Origin of the sequence: Mucilaginibacter sp., from assembly GCF_965277465.1 — a bacterium.
Taxonomy (GTDB): Bacteria; Bacteroidota; Bacteroidia; order Sphingobacteriales; family Sphingobacteriaceae; genus Mucilaginibacter.
In genome coordinates this window covers 1,687,160-1,711,774 of the sequence record NZ_CBDICW010000001.1, presented here as the reverse complement: position 1 = coordinate 1,711,774, position 24,615 = coordinate 1,687,160, and the positions used below count along the sequence as shown (strand labels likewise).

The window sequence follows — 24,615 nt, the reverse complement described above, 5'->3', positions numbered from 1 at the left end:
TCCCTCCTGATAAAGAGGTTTCAGAATTATTATAGGTTTACTTTAGCAGCTTCCCAGCCAATAATGGCCGATTTACGGGTTGCGCCCCAGTGATATTGCCCAAACTCACCGGTGGCTTTAATAACCCGGTGGCAGGGAATCAAAAAAGCGACAGGGTTATCGCCAACGGCACTGCCCACCGCCCTGCTGGCTGTTGGCCTGCTGATGGCAGCCGCTAATGACGAATAAGTATACAAACCGCCCATTGGGATATTTAACAAAGCTTCCCATACCTTTAACTGGAAATCAGTCCCTTTTAAATGCAGCTTGATGTTTGATAATTGCGACCAATCCTTTGTAAAAATAAAAAGCGCATTCTGCTGCTGCACATCAACCATTTGGGTGTAGCTTGCATTAGGGAATTGTGCCTGTAAGTTATTGAATGCTTCTTCCCGGGCATCGGCAAAGGCCATATAACAAATACCTTTAGGCGTTGATGCCACTATTATATCCCCAAAGGGACTTTCGGCAAAACTATAATTAATGGCCAGTTCCCTGCCACCGTTTTTATATTCGGCCGGGGTCATCCCTTCAATATTCATAAACAGATCGTGCAGGCGTCCGGTTCCGGAAAGGCCTGTTTTAAAGGCGGTATCAAACAGTGTGGCCTGCTTATCCTTCAAAATACCTTTTGCGTAATCAAGGCTCAGGTATTGCAAAAACTTTTTAGGACTGATACCCGCCCAATCAGTAAATAAACGCTGAAAGTGGAAGGGGCTTAGGTTTACCTTTTCGGCCACCTCATCAAGGTTAGGCTGATCTTTAAAATTAAGTTTTATATAATTTATGGCTTCGGCAATGCGCTGGTAGTTGATGTTTTGTTGTGTGTTCATGATGTTTGCATAATTTACAGAACAAATGTACCCTGCATTAAGCCCCTGTAAAACCCGGAACTTGCTAAAATTCCCTCGCCATTAAAATATATAAAAACTCAACTGTTAAGATAGCTTTTTCATTTTAACAATCCCCAGCGTTTCACCATCAGGTAATGGGGCATCAATCCTTTCAACCGCTGTATAGCCCATTGCTTTATAAAGCGGAACGCCAGGCAAGGTGGCTCCTAACTCAAAACTTGTAAAGCCATTGGCCCTTGCAGCCGCCTCGCAAACATTTATAATATGCCTACCTACCCCTTGCCTTGCAAAATCGGGGTTAACAAAAAATGCCCTTATCCTTGCGGCATCATGGACGGGATCAAGCAGCGGATCTTCTGTGTCTTTATGCTGATCGCCGCCGTAAAGGGTATTGCGTTTGCTCCAACCGCCACAGCCGGCTATGGTGTCGTTTAATTCGGCAATGTAATAAGTACCATCGGTAACTAACTGGGTATCTATGCCAAAAATATATTTAATGGCGCTTTCAATCTGCGCAGGGGTGTAATAATCGGTGCTTAACCTACGCACTGATCTTGCAATCAGTTCATTTAGCGCAGGTATATCATTAAATGTAGCAAGCCTTGTGGTGATGGGCATAGCTTAATTATACCTGGAAAATTTGTAAATGATTCCCACAGGTATCACTGAATTTTGCAATCGTAACCATTCCCATATTGGTTGGCTTAGTACTAAACTCCACCCCTAATTTTTGTAAACGCTCAAATTCTTTTTCAACATCCTCCACTTTAAATGCAGTGGCCGGGATGCCGGCGGCAAATAAAGCTTGCTGATAAACTACCGAAGGCGGAAATGCCATAGGCTCAAGCACTAACTCAGTCTCATCCGGTTCTTCGCTCGATGTTACAGTAAGCCAGCGGTATTCGCCCATGGTTATATCGGCCTTTTTAACAAAACCTAAAACCCCGGTGTAAAATTGAAGTGCTTTCTCCTGGTTGCCAACACTTACACTTGCTAATTTTATTTTCATAAACTGTAGTTTTTAGTCTTGGTTAAATTACCATTTTTATCAAAAGTTTTCCATTCTCCATACTTCTTTTCTCCAACATACTCGCCGCAATCAAATAAACCGCCTTCAACATGGTATCTTTCCCAAATACCTGTACGCTCGCCATTCTCAAAGCTTCCGGTTTGCATCAGATCTCCGTTTTCACGGTACCATTTCCAAAGGCCGGTAAGCTGATCCTTATCATAATATCCGGTTGCTTTTATCTGCCCGTTAACAAAGTAATAATTCCACTCGCCGGTTTTATCGCCATGCAAATATTCGCCTATTGCACTCAGGCAGCCATCTTTATAATATTCCTTAATCAGGCCATGTTTTAGCTGGCCGTTTGCATCACGTTTATTAGTATCCATTTCCTTTTACAAAATTGTTTACTACTTATTTTATACCGATAATTTAGTTAATGGTACCGTTATAAGGGTGATCCTTATTTTAAATAAATACATCTAAAATATTATTTTTATAAAAATATTCCTAAACCTTATGAATAAAAAAGACCTTGTTAAACGCAGGTAAATTCAACAACAGAAAAACTTAAATCTCTTTCCCACATCTCGTATCAAAATCCTATCTTTGCCCATGCAAGAAAAAATCCTCATTCTTGACTTCGGTTCGCAGTTCACCCAGCTTATCGCGCGCCGTGTCAGGGAGCTCAATATTTACTGCGAGATCCACCCCTTTAATAATTTTCCTGAAGTTGACAGCACTGTAAAAGGCATTATCCTTTCAGGCAGTCCTTATTCTGTTCGCCAGAAAAACCCGCCAACCTTCAATTTCGAAAAATTTCATGGTACTATGCCTATTTTAGGCGTGTGCTATGGTGCTCAGTATATGGCACATTTTCATGGCGGTGAAGTATTGCCATCAAGCACCCGCGAATACGGACGTGCCAACCTGCAATACATTAATGCTACCAACCCTCTGTTTAAGCAAATAGCCCCGGGCTCACAGGTTTGGATGTCGCATGCAGATACGATTGCCACCATAGGCGCTAATTTTGAGATCATAGCCAGTACCGATTCGGTAAAGGTTGCGGCATACCAGGTTACCGGTACGCAAACCTACGGCATACAGTTTCACCCGGAGGTTACCCACAGTACCGATGGCAAACAATTGCTTCAAAACTTTTTGGTTGATATTTGCGGTTGCCAGCAAGACTGGACACCCGATTCATTTATAGAAACTACCATAGCCGCCCTAAAAGAAAAATTAGGCGATGATAAAGTAGTGCTTGGCCTGTCGGGCGGTGTTGATTCATCGGTTGCGGCGGTATTGCTGCACCATGCTATCGGCAAAAACCTGCATTGCATATTTGTTGACAACGGCTTACTGCGCAAGGATGAGTACCAGTCGGTATTGGATTCGTACCAGCACATGGGTTTAAATATCAAGGGCATTGATGCCAAACAACGTTTTTATGATGCATTGCAGGGCTTATCTGATCCGGAGAAAAAACGCAAGGCAATTGGCCGTGTGTTTATTGAAGTTTTTGACGATGCCGCACACGAGGTACAGGACGTTAAATGGTTAGGCCAGGGAACAATTTACCCCGATGTTATTGAGTCGGTATCGGTAAAAGGACCGTCAGCCACCATCAAATCACACCATAACGTTGGCGGACTGCCCGATTTTATGAAACTTAAAGTTGTTGAGCCGCTTAATACCCTATTTAAGGACGAAGTTAGGCGCGTTGGTAAAGCTTTAGGCATTGATCCAAATATTTTAGGCCGCCACCCTTTCCCGGGTCCGGGCTTGGCTATCAGGATATTAGGTGATGTAACACCCGAAAAAGTTGCTATTTTACAAGAGGCAGATGCAATTTATATCAACAATTTACGTACTGCCGGTGTTTATGATAATGTTTGGCAGGCCGGTGCAATATTTTTGCCGGTACAGTCGGTAGGTGTTATGGGTGATGAGCGTACTTACGAGAACGTGATCTGCCTTCGCGCTGTTGAATCGGTAGACGGTATGACAGCCGATTGGTGCCATTTACCTTATGATCTGCTTGCCAAAATCTCAAACGAGATCATTAACAATGTAAAAGGAATTAACCGGGTAGTATATGATATTAGCTCGAAACCACCAGCCACCATTGAGTGGGAATAGGCGGTTCATCTATTTAATTATTGCGCTTGTAGCTGCCGCCTGTTCGCCAAAACTGCAGCCGGTAGCTACACAGCCTGTAAAAAAAGAAACTGAAAAATCAGTTGTCAAAACTCCGCCTTTAAAAGAGGTTAAACCCGAAGCGCCAAAGGTATCTGCCATAGCGCTGCTGTTGCCCTTTGGCCTTGACCATTTAAGGCAAGGTGCCGCTTATACTGCGGTAAGCCTGCGTGAAGCCGATATAGCGCTTGATTATTACCGTGGGTTTAAGCTTGCACTTGATTCACTTACCGGGCTGGGTTATAACTTTAAGCTAAAAGTATTTGATTCAAAAGGCGAAGTTGCACAGGCACATAGCCTTGGCAGTAATCCTGCTGTACGCAGCAGCGATCTGATCATTGGCCCCGTGTTTCCTGATGATATGAAAGCTTTTACAGGGGCTTACGCCAATGCCAAACAGCCCATTGTATCACCCCTTTCGCCCGCGGCACCAGCTACTTTTAAAAATGCTAACCTGATTACTGTAATGCCCCCGTTGGAATATCATGCATGGACGGCTGCACGCTATATCAGCAGTAAAATAAAACCTAAAAAGGTGTTTATCCTTAAATCGGGTTACAGTGATGAAAACGATTATATCACCCCCTTTAAAAAAGCCATCGACAGCTTAGGTAAAAAACACATCCAGGTTGTTGCCTTAACGGTAATACACGGGCAACTAAGCTCGCTAATTCCGCAACTTTCTGTATCAGATCAAAATGTGTTTATTGTTCCGGCAACTAATCAGCATTTTTTAACCATTACCTTGCGTGCTTTGGATAGCTTGAGCAGCAGTTACCCGGTTACAGTATTCGGGCATCCAAGCTGGATCAATTTTTCTTTTTTAAAGGCCGACCTGCTGCAACGCTTAAATACCATTATCTCAACCTCCGATCATATTGATTATAAGGCAGCCAATATGGTAACTTTCGCACGCAATTACCGCGACGAATACCACATAGAACCAAGTGCTTACGCCATTAAAGGCTTTGACGAAGGGATGTATTTCGGGCAGTTAGCAGCTACCGATAAACTAAAAAACATACCCGACAATAACTTTACAGGTTTACACAATGATTTCCAGTTTCAGAAAAAAACTGGGCTTGGTTTTATAAACACACATGTAAACCTGTATAAATACATTAATTTTGAATTGAAAAAGGTAGAATGAAGGCAATAAACCAGCTTAAAACGTTTCAGCGTATTTTGGATGAGTATCCGGCAGAAACGCCCCTAAGTAAGTTTTTACCCGGCTTTTACCGTCAGAATAAACAAATGGGATCAACCGACAGGCGAATTGCCAGCAGGTTGGTTTATAACTATTTCCGTTTGGGTAGGGCATTGCCTGATGTACCTGCCGATGAGCGCCTTTTTGTTGCCGAATTTTTGTGCAATACCCAGCTCAACTCTTTTTTACAGCATTTTAAACCCGAATGGGCAGCCTGCATCCATTTTAGCATTACCGAAAAGTTGAGCATGGTAAAAACTACTCACCCGGATTTTAAGCTGGAGGATGTTTTCCCGTGGACAAGCCAGCTTTCGGCAGGGATAGATAAAGAAGCTTTTCTACGCTCATTTTTTATCCAGCCCGATCTTTTTATCCGTGTACATAAGGGTTGCGAAACACAGGTAAAAGTTGCCCTGGCTAACGCCGAAGTTGTTTTTAAGGACGAAGGCAATAACTGCTTTTCGTTACCTAACGGTACCCGCCTGGAGGCCCTGTTCCCTAACCAGCATTGGTTTGAGGTGCAGGACCATTCATCGCAGCAAACGGCGCAGCTTTATAAACCTAATAAATGGGATGCCTGGTGGGACGCCTGTGCAGCATCAGGCGGTAAATCGCTTTTACTGCACGACCTGGAGCCGACCATTAAGTTTGTGGTATCAGACATCCGCGAATCTATATTGGCTAACCTTGATGAACGTTTTCAGCAGACCGGGTTAACCAAATACCAAAAAAAACTACTCGATCTTACCCAAAATAATGACCTGATCCTTCATGATTATGAGTTTGATGGAATCCTACTGGATGCACCTTGCAGCGGGTCAGGCACCTGGGGCCGTACCCCCGAGATGATCAGCCAGTTTGATGCACATAAAATTGAGTTCTTTCAGCGTTTGCAGCAAAGCATAGTACGCAACGTAGTAAAACACCTTAAACCCGGCAAGCCGCTTATTTACATTACCTGCTCAGCTTTTAAAGGCGAAAACGAGGATATGGTTAAGTTTATCACCAAAGAATTTGGCCTTAAATTAGAGCAACAGCTGATTTTAAAGGGCTATGAAAACAAAGCAGATACCATGTTTGTGGCAAGGTTGATAGGCGCCTAAGTGAAAGCGACACAAAGTATTGTGCCGCTACAAAAAAATCATCTACAAATGTGTGTTGCTTCTGAAAAGCTTTATCGCGATAGCTAATAGTATAATACCAAAGGCTTTACGCAGTATGGCCAGTCCGGTTTTACCTAAAAGTTTTTCAATCCATTGTACATTTTTTAGTACCAGGTAAACAAACAGGGTATTAAGTACAATACCTACAATAATATTTTGCGTTTGATATTGGGTTTTAAGTGATAACAGGGTTGTCATGGTTCCTGCACCTGCTATCAGCGGGAAGGCCAATGGCACAATAGAAACACTCTCGGGCATATCCTCTTTAAAAAAATTAACACCCAATATCATTTCCATCGCTATAATAAAAATAACCAGCGAACCGGCTATAGCGAAAGAGGATACATCCAAACCGATAATGGCCAGCATTTCTTCGCCCACAAATAAAAAGCCGATCATTAATACCAACACGGCTATACTCGCTTTTTCCGACTGGATATGCCCGGCCTTTTGGCGAAGCTGTATAATAACGGGGATGGCTCCAAGTATATCTATGATCGCAAAAAGGATCATGGTTACTGATAATACCTCTCTGAAAATTAATGGATGCATGGCTTTAGGTTTTATTATTCTTTTGACTTTAACCGGAAACTTAACAAAAATGCAACTAAAATATAGAAAGACGATAAAAAGAATACACTATGTATTGATATTACCATAACAAGCCCAGCTGTTAAGGGCCCTAATGTTTGCCCTATTGAGGCATACGATTGATTGATCCCCAGTATTTTCCCTTGTTCGGACTGGTTTACATGGTCGGCTATCAGGGCGTTAAGCATGGGGTTACGCAACCCATTGAACAGGCCATACACACACATACAAATGGCATAAGGTATAAACAGAGATGTAAAACCTGAGCAAAACATAGCCGCCAAGCACAACAAAGTTGAGAGCATTAATATAACAGCTTTGGATGCAATGAGCTTTGTGAACAGTGGCACACACAATTGCATAATAATACCGCACACCCCAAATCCGGCTAAAAATAAACCGATCTGTGTGGGGGTGATTTTTAAAATATCAACACTAAAAGTTTGAAAACCAATGATCATGGTAAACTGCGCCATGGTGAGTAAAAACCCTATAAATACTGCAGTACCTACAGCAGGACGTTTTAAGGTGGTTATAAGCGTTATAAACTTAAAGTTACCGTGGTAGTTTAAACGTGTCTTTTTATCAGTTTGGTTGGTTTCTTTTAACAGGAATATGGCACATAGTGTACCGATAAGGGAAATACCCGCCGCAAAAAAAAATGGCGCCTGCGGACTAAGCGCCGTAAATGATCCGCCTATTACAGGCCCTATCACAAAACCAAATGCAAATGCCGAGCCTAATATGCCAAACTTTTTAGCCCGGTTTTGCGGTGTAGCCGTATCAGATACCATAGCTTGCGCTACCGATACGTTTCCACCCGTTAAGCCATCAAGTATACGGGCTGCAAACAAAACGAACAGGCTGGTAGCTTCGGCAAACAGGAAAAAGGAGATGCAGGTACCTGCCAAACTGATCACCAGTAAAGGCTTACGGCCCCATTTGTCAGATAGTGAACCCAATATGGGTGTGGCAAAAAATTGCGCTATAGAAAATGATGCCGTTAATACGCCTAAAGTGGTGCCCGTTAGTCCGAAGGTTTTGCCATAAGTATACAACACCGGCACAATGATACCGAAGCCCAGCGAGTTAATGATGCAAACAAATACTAAGATCCAGAGATTTTTATCGGCTTTCATTAACAGGGATATATTGGGCTCGTTAAAAATTTAAGGTAACAAAAAAAGGTTCTGAATTATCAGAACCTTTTCAAATTTTATATAATAATAATGTTATTCAACAAATTTAGGATTAATAGGGTCGTTAGCGCCTTCAACAATTCCATGTCTTACATGCGAACGTTTAATACTGTAACCAAAATAGATCACAAAACCTATCAGTAACCAACCGATAAGCCTTGCCCAGTTCTCTAAACCTTCGCTGGCTATCATGGCTAAACAGATAAGCGCGCCAAGCGGACAAACTATTTTATACAATGGCGTTTTAAACGGACGAACCAAATGCGGATCGGTACGACGTAAAATAAAGATACCTAAACATACCAGTACGAAGGCAAACAAGGTACCGATGCTCACCATATCACCTACAATTCTGTCAGGAATAAAACCGGCAAATAATGATACGAAACCAAAGAATAACCATTGTGATTTGTATGGTGTGCTGTATTTAGGGTGTAATTTTGAAAATACTTTAGGGATCAATCCGTCAGTACTCATGGTGTAGAACACACGGGTTTGACCTAAAAGCATCACCAATATTACCGATGAAAAACCTGCAAGGATAGCTACGGTAACCAAATTGGCTAACCAGCCATAACCCGGCATAAAAGTTTTAACTGCATAAGTTACAGATGCCTCTTTACCTTTGATAAGGAAATCGGTGTAAGGTGCCAAACCTGTTAATACGTGCGAGAAAAGGATATAAAGGATAGTACAAAACACCAATGATATTAAAATACCTTTTGGCATATCACGCTGTGGGTTTTTAGCTTCCTGTGCAGCGGTTGATACGGCATCAAAACCAATAAAGGCAAAGAATACCACACTTGCACCTCTTAATACACCCAGCCAGCCGTGGTTAAAGGTATCGGCATAATTTACAGGCCCAGTACTTGTTTGAATGATACCCTTGTTGGCAGGGATCATATATGGTGTATGGTTAGCAGGATTGATGAACTGCCAGCCTAAAGCAATGATCATTAACACAATAGCTACTTTAACAATAACAATAACGTTATTTACCGCTGCAGATTCGGCTGTACCTCTGATCAGTAACATAGATAGCAGGAACAGGATCAATATAGCCGGTAAATTAATGATACCGTGCGAACCTACTTCGCCAGCGTACATACCTGTTGCCATGTTTGATACTTCCCAGGGTGAGTGGGAAAGCGCAAATGGAATATGCACATTAAAAAATGTGTACAAAAACTCGTTAAAATATTGTGCCCATCCTATTGATACTGTTGCAGCTCCCAATGCATATTCAAGTACCAGATCCCATCCTATGATCCAGGCAATAAATTCGCCCATTGTAGCATAAGAGTAAGTATAGGCTGATCCGGCAATAGGGATCATACTGGCAAACTCTGCATAGCATAAACCTGCAAGCGCGCAACCTGCGGCAGCTATCAAAAATGAAATGGTTACAGCAGGCCCGGCATGCTCACCTGCGGCAGAGGCCGTACGAACGAAAATACCCGCACCTATGATTGCACCAATACCTAAAGCTATCAGCGAACCAACTCCCAAAGTTCTTTTTAATGTTTTCTCCGTCGCCTTCGAAGCAGCCATTAACTGCTCTATCGGTTTCTTAATAAATAACTTCATTTTTAAATAATAAGATCAGTTTTAATGTTAATTCACGTATCCCCAAACGTACTTAAATTTATTGAAAACATAAAGAGCAGAATGTAACAATGGAGACAAGCCCATTTTGCAAATTAAAGTTTGGTAAACAGGCAGTTATAATTAAACAAACACACCTGTGTAACACTACTTAAATTTGAAACCAGTACTATTTTAGCACATAAATGGGCTATCTTCAAAAAGAGTTTTATTTATAAGATGGATACACTTAGTAGTGCAACATTTAAACTAAAGGAATAATAAGGTTACTCACCTACTTATGATCTGAATGAGTTTATTAATTTCAGTACCGGCCGTAGCTTCTCAAGCAGGAATTCTTTTGCCCGTTTTATCAAATAGCCGCCGCCATTAAAATGCCGGTACATTAATTTTTTAGCGCCTGCCTGGTAATGAAGACATACAAACTGTATATACCTGCCAGTACTTAACTGCTTACAATAAGGCAGGTGATTTTTCCAGTATATTTTTTTACCGCCACCCTTTAACTCATATCCTTCTGCATTGTTAATGTTGTTATCAATGGCCAACTGATCATTAATTAAACTAATGATTTTAAACAGACCGGGGTTTTCGCGAAAGTAAAAGTTAAACAAGGTCATATCGCAAATACCACCTTCATTATTATGAGTGCAGTAGTCTGTATAGGAATCATCTAACTTATGCCGGCTGATACTATCGGTATAAGAATGGGTTAAGTAATTACAAAAATCATCAAGCGCCTTAAAATCCCTGAAATAGGTAAATGCCGGCGAATCACCATACTCACCCGGGTTTGCAATTGCGGCATCGCCAAAAAACGGGACTATGGTTGAAAGATGAGCAAAGGCAAGTACATCAGAATCCAGGTAGATAAATGATTCTATCTGCTTTTGCCTGCAAAAATCACGGATACAAAACCATCTTGCAAAACACATCAGTTCATATTTATAACCACTATGCGACAGGTGTTTATAAACTGATGCAAATGCCTGTGATCCGGCTTTAAAATCCGCAACATTAACATGATTTACAAAAGGATAGCAGTTGTTGGAATCATCGCCCAAAAGGTATATGGTTGAATCAGGGTTATAATACTTTGCTTGTTTAAGGCTGTATTTAAGATAACTCGAATTACTGGTGTGATAAAAAAAAACAGGAAGGGACATGCTAAAGAAAAATTACACTATTTTATGGAAGATCAGAACCCTAAATTACCACACTGCCTTAACACCATGAACAAACTTACAGATAATAACATGCAGATACAATAAGCTGCACAAGCTATAAAACTAAAAATGCCCCTGTAAGGGGCATTTAATTATTATAACCTTATGGTAAGTATTATCCTTTTTTAACCACCTTAATTATGGGGCTGATAGCGGCCTGCACCCTGATCTCTTTTTGTACAGAATGATTAACTGCAGCTATTTTTTGAACATGCATGTTTAAGTGCGGTGCAATTACCAGCGACACGATTGACATCAGCTTGATCAATATATTCATTGACGGGCCAGAGGTATCCTTAAACGGATCGCCTACGGTATCACCAGTTACCGATGCTTTATGCGGTTCTGATTTTTTATAATGCATTTCGCCATTGATCATACAGCCTTTTTCGAATGATTTTTTAGCATTGTCCCATGCACCGCCAGCATTGCTCTGGAAGATACCCATCAATACGCCAGATACGGTTACACCTGCCAGTAAGCCACCTAAAACTTCGGCACCAAAGGCAAAACCAATAATAAGCGGGGTTATCAGGGCTATTAAGCCGGGTGCAACCATTTCGCGGATTGATGCTTTGGTTGAGATAGCCACGCATTTTTCATACTCCGGTTTACCGGTGTACTCCATAATGCCCGGGATCTCGCGGAACTGGCGCCTAACCTCTTCTACCATCGCCATTGCTGCACGGCCCACTGCCGAGATACACAATGCCGAGAAGATGAAAGGGATCATACCTCCAACAAACAGTCCGGCTAAAACATCGGCTTTATAAATATCAATATGCTCAATACCTGCAACACCCACAAAAGCGGCAAATAAGGCCAGTGAGGTTAACGCTGCCGATGCAATGGCAAAACCCTTGCCTGTTGCTGCTGTAGTGTTACCTACGGCATCCAGGTTATCTGTACGGTGACGTACTTCTTCGGGCAGGCGGCTCATTTCGGCAATACCACCTGCGTTATCTGCAATCGGACCAAAGGCATCAATAGCCAATTGCATGGCGGTGGTTGCCATCATACCTGCGGCTGCAATAGCTACCCCATATAAACCTGCAAAGTGGTACGACCAGTAAATACCTGCCGCCAGCACCAGGATAGGTGCAACGGTTGATTCCATACCCACAGCCAAACCGCCAATAATATTGGTTGCATGCCCTGTTGACGATTGCCTGATGATGCTGAGCACCGGGCGTTTACCCATTGCCGTATAATACTCGGTAATAACGGACATTAACGTACCAACAACCAGGCCCACAATAATGGCCATGTAAACTCCATTTTTGGTAAACACTAAGGCACCTGCTTTTACCACATGATTTACATCTTCGTCACGTACCATGTGGAAGCTATCTTCAGGCAGCATCCATTGTATCACAAAATAAGTAGCTATAGCTGTTAAAACTATTGATGCCCAGTTACCAAAGTTCAATGCTTTTTGTACGCTGTCGGTTTCATTTTTTATTTTGACAAAGGCTGCGCCGATAAGTGAAAACACAATACCCAATCCCGCAATAACCATTGGTAACAATACCGGGGCTATACCACCAAATTTATCGTGCGATACTATTTCGCGGCCCAATACCATTGTTGCCAGCATAGTTGCTACGTACGATCCGAAAAGATCGGCGCCCATACCTGCTACGTCGCCCACGTTATCACCTACGTTATCGGCAATGGTTGCTGGGTTACGTACATCATCCTCGGGAATACCAGCCTCAACCTTGCCCACTAAATCAGCGCCCACATCGGCAGCTTTGGTGTAAATACCTCCGCCAACACGTGCAAACAAGGCAATTGATTCTGCACCTAAAGAAAATCCGGCTAAAACATCCAGCGCTTTTGCCATGGCATCTCCATTAACATCGCCGCCCGTATTTTTAACATAAATGGTGTAGAAAACTATAAACAGCGAGCCTAAACCTATTACCGCTAAACCAGCAACCCCCAAACCCATTACTGTGCCGCCTGTAAACGATACTTTTAATGCCTGGGCCAAACTGGTACGTGCGGCCTGCGTGGTACGCACGTTGGCTTTAGTGGCAATACGCATCCCTAAAAAACCGGCAAATGCCGAAAGGAATGCACCAACCACAAACGATATAGCAATAACCGGGCTTGATGTTGCCACCGTAGTACCCGAATAAGCTAATAAAAGGCCTGCAATTACTACAAAATAGCTGAGCACTTTCCACTCGGCACGTAAAAATGCCATTGCCCCGTCGGCAATGTAGCCGGCCAGTTGTACCATGTCGCCATCGCCGGCATCCTGTTTGGTTACCCATGCTGCTTTAATAGCCATGGCAATGATACCGATAAGGCCAAAAACAGGAATTAAATAAATCAAGTAAGTGTTTAACAAGTCCATATTTATAATTGGTTTATAAGTTATTCTAATTCAATAAAAACTTAGCGCGGTCGCTATAATTGGTTCTGCAAAATAGTAAATTAATTTCTTTACAATAGAATGTCAATTATAAAGTTTTTTGAATAGTTTAGAACCTTAAACTATAACTGATCAATGGCGAAGACCCCCGGACAACCAAAAATGAAACATGAGCTGGGCTTGCTCGACGGCACAATGCTGGTAGCAGGCTCAATGATAGGCTCAGGAATATTTATTGTAAGTGCAGATATTACCAGGAACGTAGGCTCAGCAGGCTGGTTAATAGCCGTTTGGCTGATAACAGGCTTCATGACACTTACCGCAGCTGTAAGCTACGGCGAACTAAGCGCCATGTTTCCAAAAGCCGGCGGACAGTACGTTTACCTTAAAGAAGCCTACAATAAATTAGTTGCATTTTTATACGGATGGAGCTTTTTTGCAGTGATACAAACCGGCACTATTGCAGCCGTTGGCGTGGCTTTCTCCAAGTTTACCGCTTATTTGATCCCCGCGGTAAGCGAAGACAATATTTTGTTCAGCACCATGATTGGTATACTTCACTTTACCATCAGTGCGGCGCAGTGCGTATCAATCGTAGTTATTGTGCTGCTTACCTTTATCAATACGAAAGGTGTACAAAGCGGTAAGATCATTCAAAACATATTTACCATAACCAAACTATTGAGTTTATTCGGGCTCATCGTGTTTGGCTTTTGGGCCTTTAAGAGCGATATATGGCATGCCAACTGGAGCCATGCCTGGGATATGCACAAGCTAAATGCAGATGGAAGCATAGGCAGTTTAACCATTGCAACCGCAATGGGTGCAATAGCAGCATCAATGGTGGGTTCTATTTTCAGTAGCGACAGCTGGAACAACGTAACATTTATTGCAGGCGAAATGAACAACCCTAAGCGTAACATAGGCCTGAGCTTGTTTTTAGGTACACTGATAGTAACCGTTATTTATGTATCAGCCAATGTAATGTACACCGGTGTTTTATCATTGCATGATATTGCCACTGCGGATAAAGACCGGGTTGCGGTTGCTGCCTCGCACGTAATTTTTGGAAACATCGGTACTTATGTAATTGCCGTAATGATCATGATCTCGACATTTGGCTGTAACAACGGGTTGATTATGGCTGGGGCAAGGGTTTATTACACCATGGCAAAAGATGGTTTGTTTTTCAAAAAAACAGGTACTTTAAATAAAAATGCCGTACCTGAATTTGGTTTATGGATACAGGCCGTGGTAGCAGCTATACTTTGTATGAGCGGTAAATATGGCGATCTGCTGGATATGATCTCATTTGTGGTGGTTATATTTTATGTGCTCACCATTTTTGGCATTTACATTTTACGTGTAAAACGCCCCGATGCTGAAAGACCCTACAAAGCTTTTGGATACCCGGTACTGCCTGCTATTTATATGATAATGGGTATCGCCTTTTGTATCCTGCTTATCATTTACAAACCTAACTTTACCTGGCCGGGCTTAATTATTGTACTGATAGGTATCCCGATCTATTATATCGCAAACAGAAATTCAAAGAATGAAGATCAAACAGATCTGGTTAGTTAGCCTGGTTCTTATTGCCGGCAATACGTTTGGACAGGCATTGTCACAAAACCTGCAATCAGCATTCAGCAGGTTGCAGGCTGATAGCCAGTGCAGTTATGCTTCGGTATCATTAACCGTGCTTGATGCTAAAACAGGCGAACCGGTTTTTACCGCCAATCCCAATATGGGCCTGGCAACGGCATCAACCTTAAAAACTATTACCACCATTACCGCCTTTAATTTGCTGGGGAAGGATTTTCAATACCAAACCCAATTTGGCTACAGTGGTGCCATTAGTGCCGATGGCACGCTTAACGGTGATGTGATTATAAAAGGTGCCGGCGACCCAACACTGGGCAGCTGGCGCTACGAGAGTATGCACGAAAACCATATACTTGGCCTGATGGTTGATGCGCTGCAAAAGGCAGGCATCAAAAAAATTAACGGCCGTATTATTGGTGATGATGCTATTTTCGGCTCGCAATCTATCCCCGAGGGATGGATTTGGATGGATGTGGGCAATTACTATGGTGCGGGTACATCAGGCCTTTGCTGGCGCGAAAACCAGTTTGATATTAAATTAAAAACAGGCAGCATTGGGAGCGCAGTAACAGTTTTGCACACGGTACCTGCCATGCCCTACCTTAGCTTTAAAAGCGAATTGCTGAACGCCCCGGCAAATACCGGGGATAATGCTTACGCCTTTTTACCAATCGGGGGCAAAACCATGTACCTGCGGGGCACTTATGCCATTGATCAGGATAAAAAAAGAATAGCCGCCGCCCTTCCCGACCCTGCTTACGAGGCAGCCTTTCGCCTGATGGATACGCTTAAACGTTTGGGGATATTGGCAAGCAACGATGCTGAATCAACTACTACACTGGCTGCAAAAGGCGTGGCTTCGCCATTGATCACCACCAATCTAACGTCCATATTATCGCCCCGACTAAGCCAGATCATTTACTGGCTTAACCAAAAAAGTATTAACCTTTACGCTGAGCAGTTACTAAAAACTATTGCCTGGAAAGCCGGGAAACAACCTTCAACCAGTAATGGCGTGGCGGTTGAACAGGATTTTTGGAAAAACCGTGGCATCGACCCGCATTCGTTAAATATTGTTGATGGCAGCGGCCTTGCTCCCGGCGACAGGGTGACCACTTTAACCATGGCAACCATACTGCAATCAGCCAAAAAAGAAACCTGGTTCCCTGATTTTTACGAGAGCCTGCCTACTTATAACGATATTAAAATGAAAAGCGGTACCATATTAAATGTGCTTACTTACGCAGGTTACCACACTTACAAGGGCCGCGATCTGTGCTTCTCTATCATGGTGAATAACTTCAGCGGCTCAAGCAAGGCTATGAAAGAAAAGATATTCAGGGTACTGGATGAGTTGAAATAAGGAATTGAATTTAGTTGTCATGGTGAGGAACTTGAACCATGCGGGCGAGGCCTCTGCGATCAACCTTCGAGTGCTTCAGGGTGAAAAGCCTATTTTAATTTAACACAAAATACAGAGGTGCCAATCGCCCTTAAATCCCAGATTTAATACTGTTAAATGGCATACCTAAACCATCAACCGCATATTGAGCAAGTACACTATCCTTTAGGGTAAGGTAATCGCCATGCTGGGTAACCTGCCATTTGGTGGTAGCACCATCAACAACTTTTAATGGCACAGTTGCTGATACAACTTTGGCGGCCGAATCAAGCTCTATAACATACAATTCATCTTTTTTATCCAATGGATCTTTAAAAGGAATAATCACTGTGTGGTTATAATCATCAATAAATCGGCCCATAATATTTTTACCGGCAGTTTCTTTGGGTTGCAAGCTCAATAAATGGCTGGCCGAAGTTTGGCTGATGCCAAATATTTTTAACCGCACTACCTTATCATTCTCGTCCTTTAAAGTATCAGTAGCTTTTACATCCGCATCCTTCAAATATCTTAATGATGCATAATAGCTGTTATCGCCTGCGGTAATATCGGCATTGCCGGGCAGCAGGTAATGGATCTCTAAATTTTGGATAGCGGTGCTGTCACTTTTCAGTTTCCCGGCTATTAAAACCAATTGCGGGCCAGTCATCCGGTTGCTGATGTGTACGTTAAGCGTAGTAAGCGTATCTGTTTTTATAACCTTTGATACCGTGTAATGCGGTACATTTTGAGCCGGCTTTTTACAGGCATACAGGCATACGGCCAATAAACAAACACTTATATTTTTTAATAATATGGTCATGCAATTAATCTTTATAAATTCAAAATCGTTTTATTCCCTGCGCTTAATGCTCTTTAAATAATGCCGTATAAGGCGCCGCCTTTCTCGCCCATTTTATCTACTAACTTTTCAACTTCCGGATCTTTTTCAAGTACCGGGGCATGGTGCGGTTTAATACGGGCATCAATTATCATGGGGCCTTTACAACCCCAGTGTTTATGCTCGGTAAAGCTGTTTATCCCATAAATATCGTGCGATGGATTACTGCGGGTAAAAGTTACCCATACCAGGTTATTTATACTTTTAGCAACAAATCCGGCATCGTCACAAAGTACTATTAAGGGTAATCCGTTTAACTCTTCGTCGCGTAAATGCTCATCCAATATTTCCAGCATCAGGGGCATATCGCTGCTCCTGATATTTTTTGGCAGTTGTACGGCTAACACACCCGGCATAGCCATTTTATATATTTCAAACGGCCGCGGGAGGTTAAAGCCTGCGGGTAGTTCTGTCCAAAGCTCCCTTTTAATATCTCCGGCTGCTGCTATGGCTACTTTACTGCCGGAGTTTAAACCATCGCCACTATAATCAAGTGTATCAATGGTGGTATTGGTATAAAAATGCAGGTCGGTTGTCAGATCAATCCTTTGCAGCATGTGTTTCAGAAACGCCTCAACATCATTCACATTTAATTTGGAGTCATCCTCCTGTGCAGCAATAAAAAGATATTTAGCTAAGCTGAGCTGGCCTTTTCCTAATATGTGATTGGCAATAGTAAGGATCTCCTGTGGCTTGCGCTCTTTTACATAAGGCGTATAACGCTCGCTGCCAATGGCAAACAATAATGGGTGTACACCCGCTGCATCAACAGCATTTACGGCATGTAGCCCGGGAATTTCTTTCGGGATAGCTGCTCCTGTAATTTCATGGATGAGTGCACCAAAGCTGGTATCCTCCTGCGGCGGCCTGCCCACTACCGTGAACGACCATACTGCATCCTTACGGTGATAAACATTACTCACCTTTAAAAGCGGAAACGGATGCTTTAAGCTATAATATCCCAAATGATCGCCGAAAGGGCCTTCAAGTTTATTATCATGCGGCATTACTGTACCTGTTATCACAAAATCAGCATCAGCCGAAATACAAAAACCTTCTTCATCATAAAAATAACGAAAACGGCGGTTACCCAATGCGCCTGCAAAAGTCATTTCAGACAAGCCTTCGGGCAGCGGCATTACCGCAGCAACCGGGTGCGATGGCGGGCCACCTACAAATATGCTTACCTGTAAGGGCAGTCCCTTTGCATTTGCTTTGGTTTGATGCACCCCTATCCCCCTGTGCAGCTGATAGTGTAAACCAATCTCCTGGTTCATGATATAATCATTACCGCCCAGTTGTATGCGGTACATGCCTAAATTGGCATTCATAATGCCGGGCTTGTCGGCATCTTCGGTATATACCTGCGGCATGGTAACGAACGGGCCGCCATCATTGGGCCAGTTAACTACCTGCGGAATATCACTGATATTACATTTTGCAAACCCAACGGGAGCCCTGCGGGCAGATACCTTCATGGGCAATGCCGATAAAGCGGTTAAGGCAACATTGGCATACTTAAAAGGATTTTTTATTGCCTTTAAGGGGTCTGATTTCAGGTCTACCAAAGTCTTGATCTTATCCAGCGTATCGCGGAAGATAAAGCGGGAACGATCAAGCGTTCCGAAAAGGTTTGAAACTGCCGGGAATTTGCTGCCCTTTACGTTTTCGAAAAGAATAGCCGGGCCATTGTTTTCAAACACACGTAAATGAATAGCCGCCATTTGCAGGTGAGGATCAACCTCCTCTTTAATGCGGATCAGGTGACCATTTTTTTCAAGGTCGGCAATGCAGGCTTGTAAACTTGGATAGCTCATATTTTACACCAGCAAATGTACAAAATGTGCAGGTGTTAAAGCAGTTGCATACCAATAATTACATTGGTATAACCAAGCCTGTTAATCAACTAAATCTATAGACAAACATTAAAGTAAGTGCTTAAAAAAAGTTATTATTACTTTAGCGGCTCTTAAGTTTTTGCGCGCATGTCGGTACTTATATTCACTGTTATTATACTGGTTGGCTCCTACTTTGCCGGGCTATTAGGCTCATTGACAGGCCTGGGCGGCGGCGTGGTAATTATCCCACTGCTTACTTTACTGCTTAATGTTGATATTCATTATGCCATTGGAGCATCGCTGGTATCGGTAATTGCAACGTCATCGGGTTCGGCCGCAGCTTATGTTAAAGAGGGTATTACCAATATGCGCCTGGGTATGTTTTTAGAGATTGCCACCACAGCCGGTGCCATGTGCGGCGCCATACTTGCCGTTTATATTCCTACACACTATATAGCCATATTATTTGGCGTGATCCTTATATTTTCGGCTCTACTATCGCTGCGCAAAAAAGCAGAGAATATTAATACAACAAAAAGCGAATGGGCCGAAAAACTAAAGCTGAACAGCAGCTATCCAACAGGTAATGGTACTGTTGCCTACAGCATCAGCAATATTGGGGGTGGCTTTTTTATGATGCTATTTGCCGGGGTAATATCGGGTTTACTGGGTATCGGATCGGGCGCGTTAAAAGTGATAGCGATGGATACTATTATGAAGATACCCTTCAAGGTATCAACCACCACGAGTAACTTCATGATCGGGGTTACAGCGTCGGCAAGTGCGGTGGTTTATTTGCAGCGGGGTTATATTAGCCCGGGACTGGTAATGCCGGTAGTGATCGGTGTATTATTTGGCGCCATGACGGGATCAAAAATATTGGTACATACCACATCATCAAGGTGGTTGCGCTGGGTATTTGCAATAGTAGTTACCTTTTTGGCAAGTCAGATGGTATATAACGGAATTACAGGAAAAATATAAAGCTTATACAATGGCAAAATTTAAAGACACAGATATACAGGCATTAATTGGCCATGTGCTAAGGGCCGGTGTTATTATATCTATCAGCATTGTTTTTTTTGGAGGGATCATTTACCTGTACAGGCATGGGCAATCGGCCCCGGATTATAAGGTATTTAAAGGCATCCCGCCTTTTGTGCAGCATGCCGGCAGCCTTATACACGGAGCCCTTACATTTAGGGGGCAGGCCATTATCCAGATAGGTATAATCCTGTTAATTGCAACCCCGATTATGAGGGTCATATTTTCGGGGATAGGCTTTGTGATGGAAAAAGATTATATGTATGTAGGCATCAGCGCACTGGTTTTGCTGATAATTTTCGCCAGCATGCTAAGCGGCCACGCCGGATAATATTACCCGTGCCAAATTAAATATATAAGATACGGATCAATCCCCGAAATGCGTTCAAAACGAAACTAAGGTACCCCCGTAATATAATATTAGTTAACCGTTGATCTGGTTCTTTTTTGCTCTTCCTCATTACCCGTATTATGGGTAACATTTGATTTTACCGATGCTTTTCCAAAACGGTAAGTGAAAGTTAAACGCCCAATCTGGCTTTCCTTTTTATCAGTTAATGATAAATTAAGATTTTGATAATTGGTGTAGATCCTGTCGCGCAGGGTATTGAATACGTCGTTTACACTTAGCTTAATGCTGCCCCGCTTATTAAACAATTGCTTTCCAATGCCTGCATTAACAAAGTAATAAGCCTTAATATGGTTTATGCCATAAAAAGTAGGTGATTCATAGGATCCTGAAACTTCAGCATTCAGTGTTTTGCTTAAAATAAAGTGTTGCGCACTCGATAAAATAACATCCTGCGTTCCCTTATTTAGGTTACCATTAAAAGGATAGGCCACATAACGCTGGTAAGCAACATCGGCATTAAAGGTAGCGTTCCACCAGTTGGTGAATATTACCGGTACATTGATCCTTAAACCATAATTATAAACCTTACCTAAATTTTTATGCGTGGTGATATTAACTTTTGAGGTATCATTTTGCTCATAAAACGGAAACTCATAAGCATCGTTTATAATATTAGTGTATAAAGTAGCCTGGAAGGTTTTATTATAGCTATAGGTAAACTGCACCAGATTTGAAAACTCTGGTTTCAGGTTTGGGTTTCCGGCTCCGTAATCGTAAAGGTCAACATAATATAAAAATGGGTTCAGGTCCTCGTACGCCGGCCTGTGTATACCACGGTTATAGCTCAGCGTAAAATCATTTTTATCATCCTGCTTATAGGATAATTGCACCTGCGGAAAAAGCTCAAAATAATTATTGTTAACCGTATTACCTGATCCTTTGGCCGAAGTTTGCTCAGCCCGTAAACCGGCTGTTAAATCAAACTTGTTAAACTTGTTCTCATAGTTCACATAACCACTGGTAACGTTTTCGGTATAAACAAAATGGCTGCTCAATGCAGAGTTTACCTGATATTGTCCGTTCTCAAACGGACCGAATATTAAATCGTTATTGCTCCAGGTATTATTATATTTAATACCTGCTTCCAGCTTTGATGTTTTTGAAATAGGATCATAAAAATCAACTTTCGACAACCAGATATGAATTGTTGAGGGCGAAAGATTTTGCAGCCATTCGGGATAACGGTACACCAGGTACGTTGAGTTATAAAACTCATTGGTAATATACTCGGCCGAGTTACGGTCGTAAGTAGTGTAGTTAGCATCGGCAGATAGTGTTTTGCCTGATTTACCCAGCTTAGCATTATAATTCAGGTTATAGTTTATGCGGCTTACATGCCTGTTAAGCATAGAATTTGCCGTAATAACCGAGTCCATAACACCCTGGTTGGATATTTTAAGGCTGTTATCCTTCAAATAATTTTCTTGCCTGACAAAGCCGTTAACCAAAAAACCAATAGTTTGCGTTGGCGACAGCGAATAATCAGCACCTATACTAAATGAGTGATTATATGATTTTTGGATGCTATTGTAATCCACATGATAATCGCTGGTTACATCGTTATAGGTAACGCCCCGGTCTGTTACAAAATCATGAAAGGTTTTATCATCAGTAAAGTTATAATTACCAAAAACATTGAACTTTGCTGTGCGGCTGTTAAATACCACCCCGGCATTACTTTTATAATATTTACCATATCCGGCAGTACCGGTTACCGTAATATTTGTACCAATATTTGATCCTTTTTTTAATATGATATTGATGATCCCGCCTGCCGAAGCATCGTACTTAGCTGATCCGCTGGTGATCAGCTCTATACGCTCAATTACGTTTGATTGCATACCGCGCAGTACACCTACCAGGTCATCGCCAGTTAAGTTAGTGGGTTTACCATCAATAGTGATCAGTGCATTTTGTTTACCCACTATACTGATGTTGTTTGCATTATCAATACGTACCCCCGGAGATTGCCTTAAAATATCAAATGCCGAATTACCCGCCGCCGTTAAGCTGTTTTGAACATTCAGAATTACCCTGCCGGGCTTTACCTCAATATCGGGCTTATTACTCACCACCGTTACCTCACCTAACTGTTTAGCTGATGGCGATAAGGTAATTTCTGCAACCTGTAAGACTTTGCCGGCTAAAACAGTGTAAGGACCTGTATATGATTTATTATAGCCCACCAATGTTACCCTTAACAGGTAGCTGCCAGGTTTTAAATTATTAAAAAGGAATGCACCGGTTTTACCTGCAATGGCAGAGCTTACTACTGATGAGTCGTTTGATCTGAGTAAAACAATTGTTGATGATTCGGCAGCTGAATACTTATCTGTCAGCACTTTACCCTGGATGGATGAAGGTATTTCCTGCGCATACAGATTCGTAAATACAACAGCAAATAACGCTGTTAATAAGCACCCAGTTATAACCCTCATTAATAGATATTGTAGAATTTTTACTATAAACTTACCTTTTAATTAAATTCGCCACAATATAGTAACAAAAATTTACTTGACACATAATAATCATTATACGATTTATTAATAATAATTATTGTTAAAGCAAATAATATATTGCAATCATACACTATAATATTCACAATAAGTTAATAATGTATATTAAAAAAATAGTTTAAAATTAACTGGCAACCAGTATATTAATTTATAAGGATATTGCTTTATAATTTAGACAATACTTTAGCAGCCATTATTATTATATATCATTTGATTGCTTTCTTTATTCAGGTAAATTTACAACCATCAAAAAAGGGCTTAACGCTTATGAATTTTAATACACCCCAGTTACGCACCGTAAATGTAACACGTTATGTAACGCCCCTGCGCGAAGGTGGCTCCCTGCCCGCCATTGCCGAGGCTGATGACGGATTTTTGTATGTACTGAAATTCAGGGGGGCTGGCCAGGGTTCAAAAGCCCTCATTGCCGAATTGATTGGCGGCGAAATAGCCCGTGCCCTGGGCTTAAAAATACCTGAACTGGTTTTTGCCAACTTAGATGAAGCCTTTGGCCGTACAGAACCCGATGAAGAAATTCAAGATCTTTTAAAGGCAAGTGTAGGCCTAAATTTAGCCTTGCATTATCTTTCGGGTGCTATTACTTTTGACCCTACCACTTTAAACATCGACCCCAAATTAGCCTCACAAATTGTTTGGCTCGATTGCCTGCTCACTAATGTTGACCGTACCCCCCGTAACACCAATATGCTGATATGGCATAAGGAATTATGGCTGATAGATCATGGAGCGGCGCTATATTTTCACCACTCGTGGACCAACTGGGAAGAGCAGGCCAAACGGCCCTTTTTACAGATAAAGGACCATGTACTGCTGCCCCGCGCTACCGAACTTGATGAAGCGGATGCTTTATTTAAACCGATACTTACTGATGAAGTGATCAGCTCGATTGTCGGGCTGATACCCGACGAATGGCTCACGGATATATCGTACTTTGAAACGCCTGCCGAATACCGGAAAGCCTACATACATTTTTTAACAACAAGGATAGCACACTCACATATTTTTGTAAAAGAAGCACAAAATGCAGCAGAAACACTTATTTGAGTATGCCGTTATCCGCGTGGTGCCCAGGGTTGAGCGCGAGGAATTTCTGAATATCGGGGTGATCCTTTTTTGTTCAAAACAAAAGTTTCTGCAAACCAGGTATGCACTTGATAAAGCACGACTTAGTGCCTTTTATACAGGTCTGGATATTGATGAGCTAAAAATACACCTCAACTCTTTTGAGCGCATATGTAATGGAGACAAAGATGCTGGGCCAATAGGTAAATTAGATATGGCATCGCGCTTCAGGTGGCTTACAGCAACCCGCAGCACTATATTGCAAACATCAAAAGTACACCCGGGCATGTGCGGGGCCGATGCGGTAGAAACTTTAAACAGGTTGTTTGATCAGCTGGTACTTTGATATAAAAT

Annotated in this window: 21 protein-coding genes; 9 read left to right on the top strand and 12 right to left on the bottom strand. The window is 42.1% G+C overall.

What is annotated here, in order from left to right; genetic code table 11:
- Positions 1-29: 29 nt before the first annotated feature.
- The 4 genes from ACQY4U_RS07745 to ACQY4U_RS07730 form a co-directional block, all read right to left on the bottom strand.
- Complete coding sequence (locus ACQY4U_RS07745) at positions 30-872, bottom strand: bifunctional helix-turn-helix domain-containing protein/methylated-DNA--[protein]-cysteine S-methyltransferase (protein WP_428328821.1); 843 nt, start codon at positions 870-872, stop codon at positions 30-32.
- Positions 873-977: 105 nt separating this feature from the next.
- Entirely contained in the window at positions 978-1,511 is a 534-nt protein-coding gene (locus ACQY4U_RS07740; protein WP_428328820.1) for a GNAT family N-acetyltransferase, read from the bottom strand.
- A gap of 7 nt (positions 1,512-1,518) precedes the next feature.
- Complete coding sequence (locus ACQY4U_RS07735; protein WP_428328819.1) at positions 1,519-1,902, bottom strand: VOC family protein; 384 nt, start codon at positions 1,900-1,902, stop codon at positions 1,519-1,521.
- Positions 1,899-2,291 (bottom strand): toxin-antitoxin system YwqK family antitoxin, encoded by a 393-nt coding sequence (locus ACQY4U_RS07730; RefSeq protein ID WP_428328818.1) that lies wholly within the window; start codon positions 2,289-2,291, stop codon positions 1,899-1,901. The genes ACQY4U_RS07735 and ACQY4U_RS07730 overlap by 4 nt, the downstream gene beginning before the upstream one ends.
- Positions 2,292-2,517: 226 nt before the next feature.
- Here ACQY4U_RS07730 and guaA point away from each other — a divergent pair, with 226 nt between their 5' ends.
- From guaA to ACQY4U_RS07715, 3 genes are read left to right on the top strand one after another with little or no spacing between them, the layout of a single operon-like run.
- Positions 2,518-4,047 (top strand): glutamine-hydrolyzing GMP synthase, encoded by a 1,530-nt coding sequence (gene guaA / locus ACQY4U_RS07725; protein WP_428328817.1) that lies wholly within the window; start codon positions 2,518-2,520, stop codon positions 4,045-4,047.
- Positions 4,004-5,254, top strand: a complete 1,251-nt coding sequence (locus tag ACQY4U_RS07720) for an ABC transporter substrate-binding protein (protein ID WP_428328816.1) — start codon at positions 4,004-4,006, stop codon at positions 5,252-5,254. The genes guaA and ACQY4U_RS07720 overlap by 44 nt, the downstream gene beginning before the upstream one ends.
- Positions 5,251-6,414: an RsmB/NOP family class I SAM-dependent RNA methyltransferase gene (locus ACQY4U_RS07715; protein ID WP_428328815.1), complete on the top strand. Its 1,164-nt coding sequence runs from the start codon at positions 5,251-5,253 to the stop codon at positions 6,412-6,414. Before ACQY4U_RS07720 ends, ACQY4U_RS07715 begins: the two co-directional genes overlap by 4 nt.
- 42 nt (positions 6,415-6,456) lie before the next feature.
- Here the strand turns inward: ACQY4U_RS07715 and ACQY4U_RS07710 are convergent, their stop codons facing one another.
- From ACQY4U_RS07710 to ACQY4U_RS07690, 5 genes are all read right to left on the bottom strand, one after another.
- Positions 6,457-7,026 (bottom strand): MarC family protein, encoded by a 570-nt coding sequence (locus ACQY4U_RS07710; protein ID WP_428328814.1) that lies wholly within the window; start codon positions 7,024-7,026, stop codon positions 6,457-6,459.
- A gap of 14 nt (positions 7,027-7,040) precedes the next feature.
- On the bottom strand, positions 7,041-8,204 hold the full coding sequence (locus ACQY4U_RS07705) for an MFS transporter (protein WP_428328813.1): 1,164 nt from the start codon (positions 8,202-8,204) through the stop codon (positions 7,041-7,043).
- Positions 8,205-8,297: 93 nt separating this feature from the next.
- Entirely contained in the window at positions 8,298-9,854 is a 1,557-nt protein-coding gene (locus ACQY4U_RS07700; protein WP_428328812.1) for an amino acid permease, read from the bottom strand.
- 296 nt (positions 9,855-10,150) lie between these two features.
- Positions 10,151-11,038 (bottom strand): hypothetical protein, encoded by an 888-nt coding sequence (locus tag ACQY4U_RS07695; protein WP_428328811.1) that lies wholly within the window; start codon positions 11,036-11,038, stop codon positions 10,151-10,153.
- 175 nt (positions 11,039-11,213) lie between these two features.
- Positions 11,214-13,463, bottom strand: a complete 2,250-nt coding sequence (locus ACQY4U_RS07690) for a sodium-translocating pyrophosphatase (RefSeq protein ID WP_428328810.1) — start codon at positions 13,461-13,463, stop codon at positions 11,214-11,216.
- A gap of 153 nt (positions 13,464-13,616) precedes the next feature.
- On the opposite strand from ACQY4U_RS07690, the gene ACQY4U_RS07685 reads away from it, so the two are divergent.
- Positions 13,617-15,065 (top strand): APC family permease, encoded by a 1,449-nt coding sequence (locus ACQY4U_RS07685; RefSeq protein ID WP_428328809.1) that lies wholly within the window; start codon positions 13,617-13,619, stop codon positions 15,063-15,065.
- Positions 15,037-16,449, top strand: a complete 1,413-nt coding sequence (dacB, locus tag ACQY4U_RS07680; protein ID WP_428328808.1) for a D-alanyl-D-alanine carboxypeptidase/D-alanyl-D-alanine endopeptidase — start codon at positions 15,037-15,039, stop codon at positions 16,447-16,449. The genes ACQY4U_RS07685 and dacB overlap by 29 nt, the downstream gene beginning before the upstream one ends.
- Before the next feature lie 130 nt (positions 16,450-16,579).
- On the opposite strand, the gene ACQY4U_RS07675 is transcribed toward dacB, so the two are convergent.
- Positions 16,580-17,290 carry a hypothetical protein gene (locus ACQY4U_RS07675; RefSeq protein WP_428328807.1) on the bottom strand — a complete coding sequence of 237 codons (711 nt, stop codon included), beginning with the start codon at positions 17,288-17,290 and terminating at the stop codon, positions 16,580-16,582.
- A gap of 53 nt (positions 17,291-17,343) precedes the next feature.
- Entirely contained in the window at positions 17,344-19,185 is a 1,842-nt protein-coding gene (locus tag ACQY4U_RS07670) for a UbiD family decarboxylase (RefSeq protein ID WP_428328806.1), read from the bottom strand.
- Positions 19,186-19,353: 168 nt separating this feature from the next.
- Here ACQY4U_RS07670 and ACQY4U_RS07665 point away from each other — a divergent pair, with 168 nt between their 5' ends.
- Positions 19,354-20,190: a sulfite exporter TauE/SafE family protein gene (locus ACQY4U_RS07665; protein WP_428328805.1), complete on the top strand. Its 837-nt coding sequence runs from the start codon at positions 19,354-19,356 to the stop codon at positions 20,188-20,190.
- A gap of 10 nt (positions 20,191-20,200) precedes the next feature.
- The gene (locus ACQY4U_RS07660; RefSeq protein ID WP_428328804.1) at positions 20,201-20,581 is read left to right on the top strand and encodes a DUF1634 domain-containing protein; all 381 of its coding nucleotides are present in this window, start codon (positions 20,201-20,203) and stop codon (positions 20,579-20,581) included.
- A gap of 89 nt (positions 20,582-20,670) precedes the next feature.
- Here the strand turns inward: ACQY4U_RS07660 and ACQY4U_RS07655 are convergent, their stop codons facing one another.
- Positions 20,671-23,100: a TonB-dependent receptor domain-containing protein gene (locus tag ACQY4U_RS07655; RefSeq protein WP_428328803.1), complete on the bottom strand. Its 2,430-nt coding sequence runs from the start codon at positions 23,098-23,100 to the stop codon at positions 20,671-20,673.
- A gap of 345 nt (positions 23,101-23,445) precedes the next feature.
- Between ACQY4U_RS07655 and ACQY4U_RS07650 the strand changes: the two genes are divergently transcribed.
- Both ACQY4U_RS07650 and ACQY4U_RS07645 read left to right on the top strand, forming a co-directional pair.
- Entirely contained in the window at positions 23,446-24,243 is a 798-nt protein-coding gene (locus ACQY4U_RS07650) for a HipA family kinase (protein WP_428328802.1), read from the top strand.
- Positions 24,221-24,607, top strand: a complete 387-nt coding sequence (locus ACQY4U_RS07645; RefSeq protein ID WP_428328801.1) for a DUF3037 domain-containing protein — start codon at positions 24,221-24,223, stop codon at positions 24,605-24,607. The genes ACQY4U_RS07650 and ACQY4U_RS07645 overlap by 23 nt, the downstream gene beginning before the upstream one ends.
- Positions 24,608-24,615: the final 8 nt, after the last annotated feature.

What these genes read in the sequence shown, in the direction of transcription:
- ACQY4U_RS07735 (WP_428328819.1), bottom strand. Translation starts at nt 1,902, where the DNA reads ATGAAAATAAAATTAGCAAGTGTAAGTGTTGGCAACCAGGAGAAAGCA.
- ACQY4U_RS07675 (WP_428328807.1), bottom strand. Translation starts at nt 17,290, where the DNA reads ATGACCATATTATTAAAAAATATAAGTGTTTGTTTATTGGCCGTATGC.
- guaA (WP_428328817.1), top strand. Translation starts at nt 2,518, where the DNA reads ATGCAAGAAAAAATCCTCATTCTTGACTTCGGTTCGCAGTTCACCCAG.
- ACQY4U_RS07690 (WP_428328810.1), bottom strand. Translation starts at nt 13,463, where the DNA reads ATGGACTTGTTAAACACTTACTTGATTTATTTAATTCCTGTTTTTGGC.
- ACQY4U_RS07655 (WP_428328803.1), bottom strand. Translation starts at nt 23,100, where the DNA reads ATGAGGGTTATAACTGGGTGCTTATTAACAGCGTTATTTGCTGTTGTA.
- ACQY4U_RS07710 (WP_428328814.1), bottom strand. Translation starts at nt 7,026, where the DNA reads ATGCATCCATTAATTTTCAGAGAGGTATTATCAGTAACCATGATCCTT.
- ACQY4U_RS07670 (WP_428328806.1), bottom strand. Translation starts at nt 19,185, where the DNA reads ATGAGCTATCCAAGTTTACAAGCCTGCATTGCCGACCTTGAAAAAAAT.
- ACQY4U_RS07695 (WP_428328811.1), bottom strand. Translation starts at nt 11,038, where the DNA reads ATGTCCCTTCCTGTTTTTTTTTATCACACCAGTAATTCGAGTTATCTT.
- ACQY4U_RS07700 (WP_428328812.1), bottom strand. Translation starts at nt 9,854, where the DNA reads ATGAAGTTATTTATTAAGAAACCGATAGAGCAGTTAATGGCTGCTTCG.
- ACQY4U_RS07715 (WP_428328815.1), top strand. Translation starts at nt 5,251, where the DNA reads ATGAAGGCAATAAACCAGCTTAAAACGTTTCAGCGTATTTTGGATGAG.
- ACQY4U_RS07645 (WP_428328801.1), top strand. Translation starts at nt 24,221, where the DNA reads ATGCAGCAGAAACACTTATTTGAGTATGCCGTTATCCGCGTGGTGCCC.
- ACQY4U_RS07685 (WP_428328809.1), top strand. Translation starts at nt 13,617, where the DNA reads ATGGCGAAGACCCCCGGACAACCAAAAATGAAACATGAGCTGGGCTTG.
- ACQY4U_RS07665 (WP_428328805.1), top strand. Translation starts at nt 19,354, where the DNA reads ATGTCGGTACTTATATTCACTGTTATTATACTGGTTGGCTCCTACTTT.
- dacB (WP_428328808.1), top strand. Translation starts at nt 15,037, where the DNA reads ATGAAGATCAAACAGATCTGGTTAGTTAGCCTGGTTCTTATTGCCGGC.
- ACQY4U_RS07650 (WP_428328802.1), top strand. Translation starts at nt 23,446, where the DNA reads ATGAATTTTAATACACCCCAGTTACGCACCGTAAATGTAACACGTTAT.
- ACQY4U_RS07720 (WP_428328816.1), top strand. Translation starts at nt 4,004, where the DNA reads ATGATATTAGCTCGAAACCACCAGCCACCATTGAGTGGGAATAGGCGG.
- ACQY4U_RS07705 (WP_428328813.1), bottom strand. Translation starts at nt 8,204, where the DNA reads ATGAAAGCCGATAAAAATCTCTGGATCTTAGTATTTGTTTGCATCATT.
- ACQY4U_RS07745 (WP_428328821.1), bottom strand. Translation starts at nt 872, where the DNA reads ATGAACACACAACAAAACATCAACTACCAGCGCATTGCCGAAGCCATA.
- ACQY4U_RS07740 (WP_428328820.1), bottom strand. Translation starts at nt 1,511, where the DNA reads ATGCCCATCACCACAAGGCTTGCTACATTTAATGATATACCTGCGCTA.
- ACQY4U_RS07660 (WP_428328804.1), top strand. Translation starts at nt 20,201, where the DNA reads ATGGCAAAATTTAAAGACACAGATATACAGGCATTAATTGGCCATGTG.
- ACQY4U_RS07730 (WP_428328818.1), bottom strand. Translation starts at nt 2,291, where the DNA reads ATGGATACTAATAAACGTGATGCAAACGGCCAGCTAAAACATGGCCTG.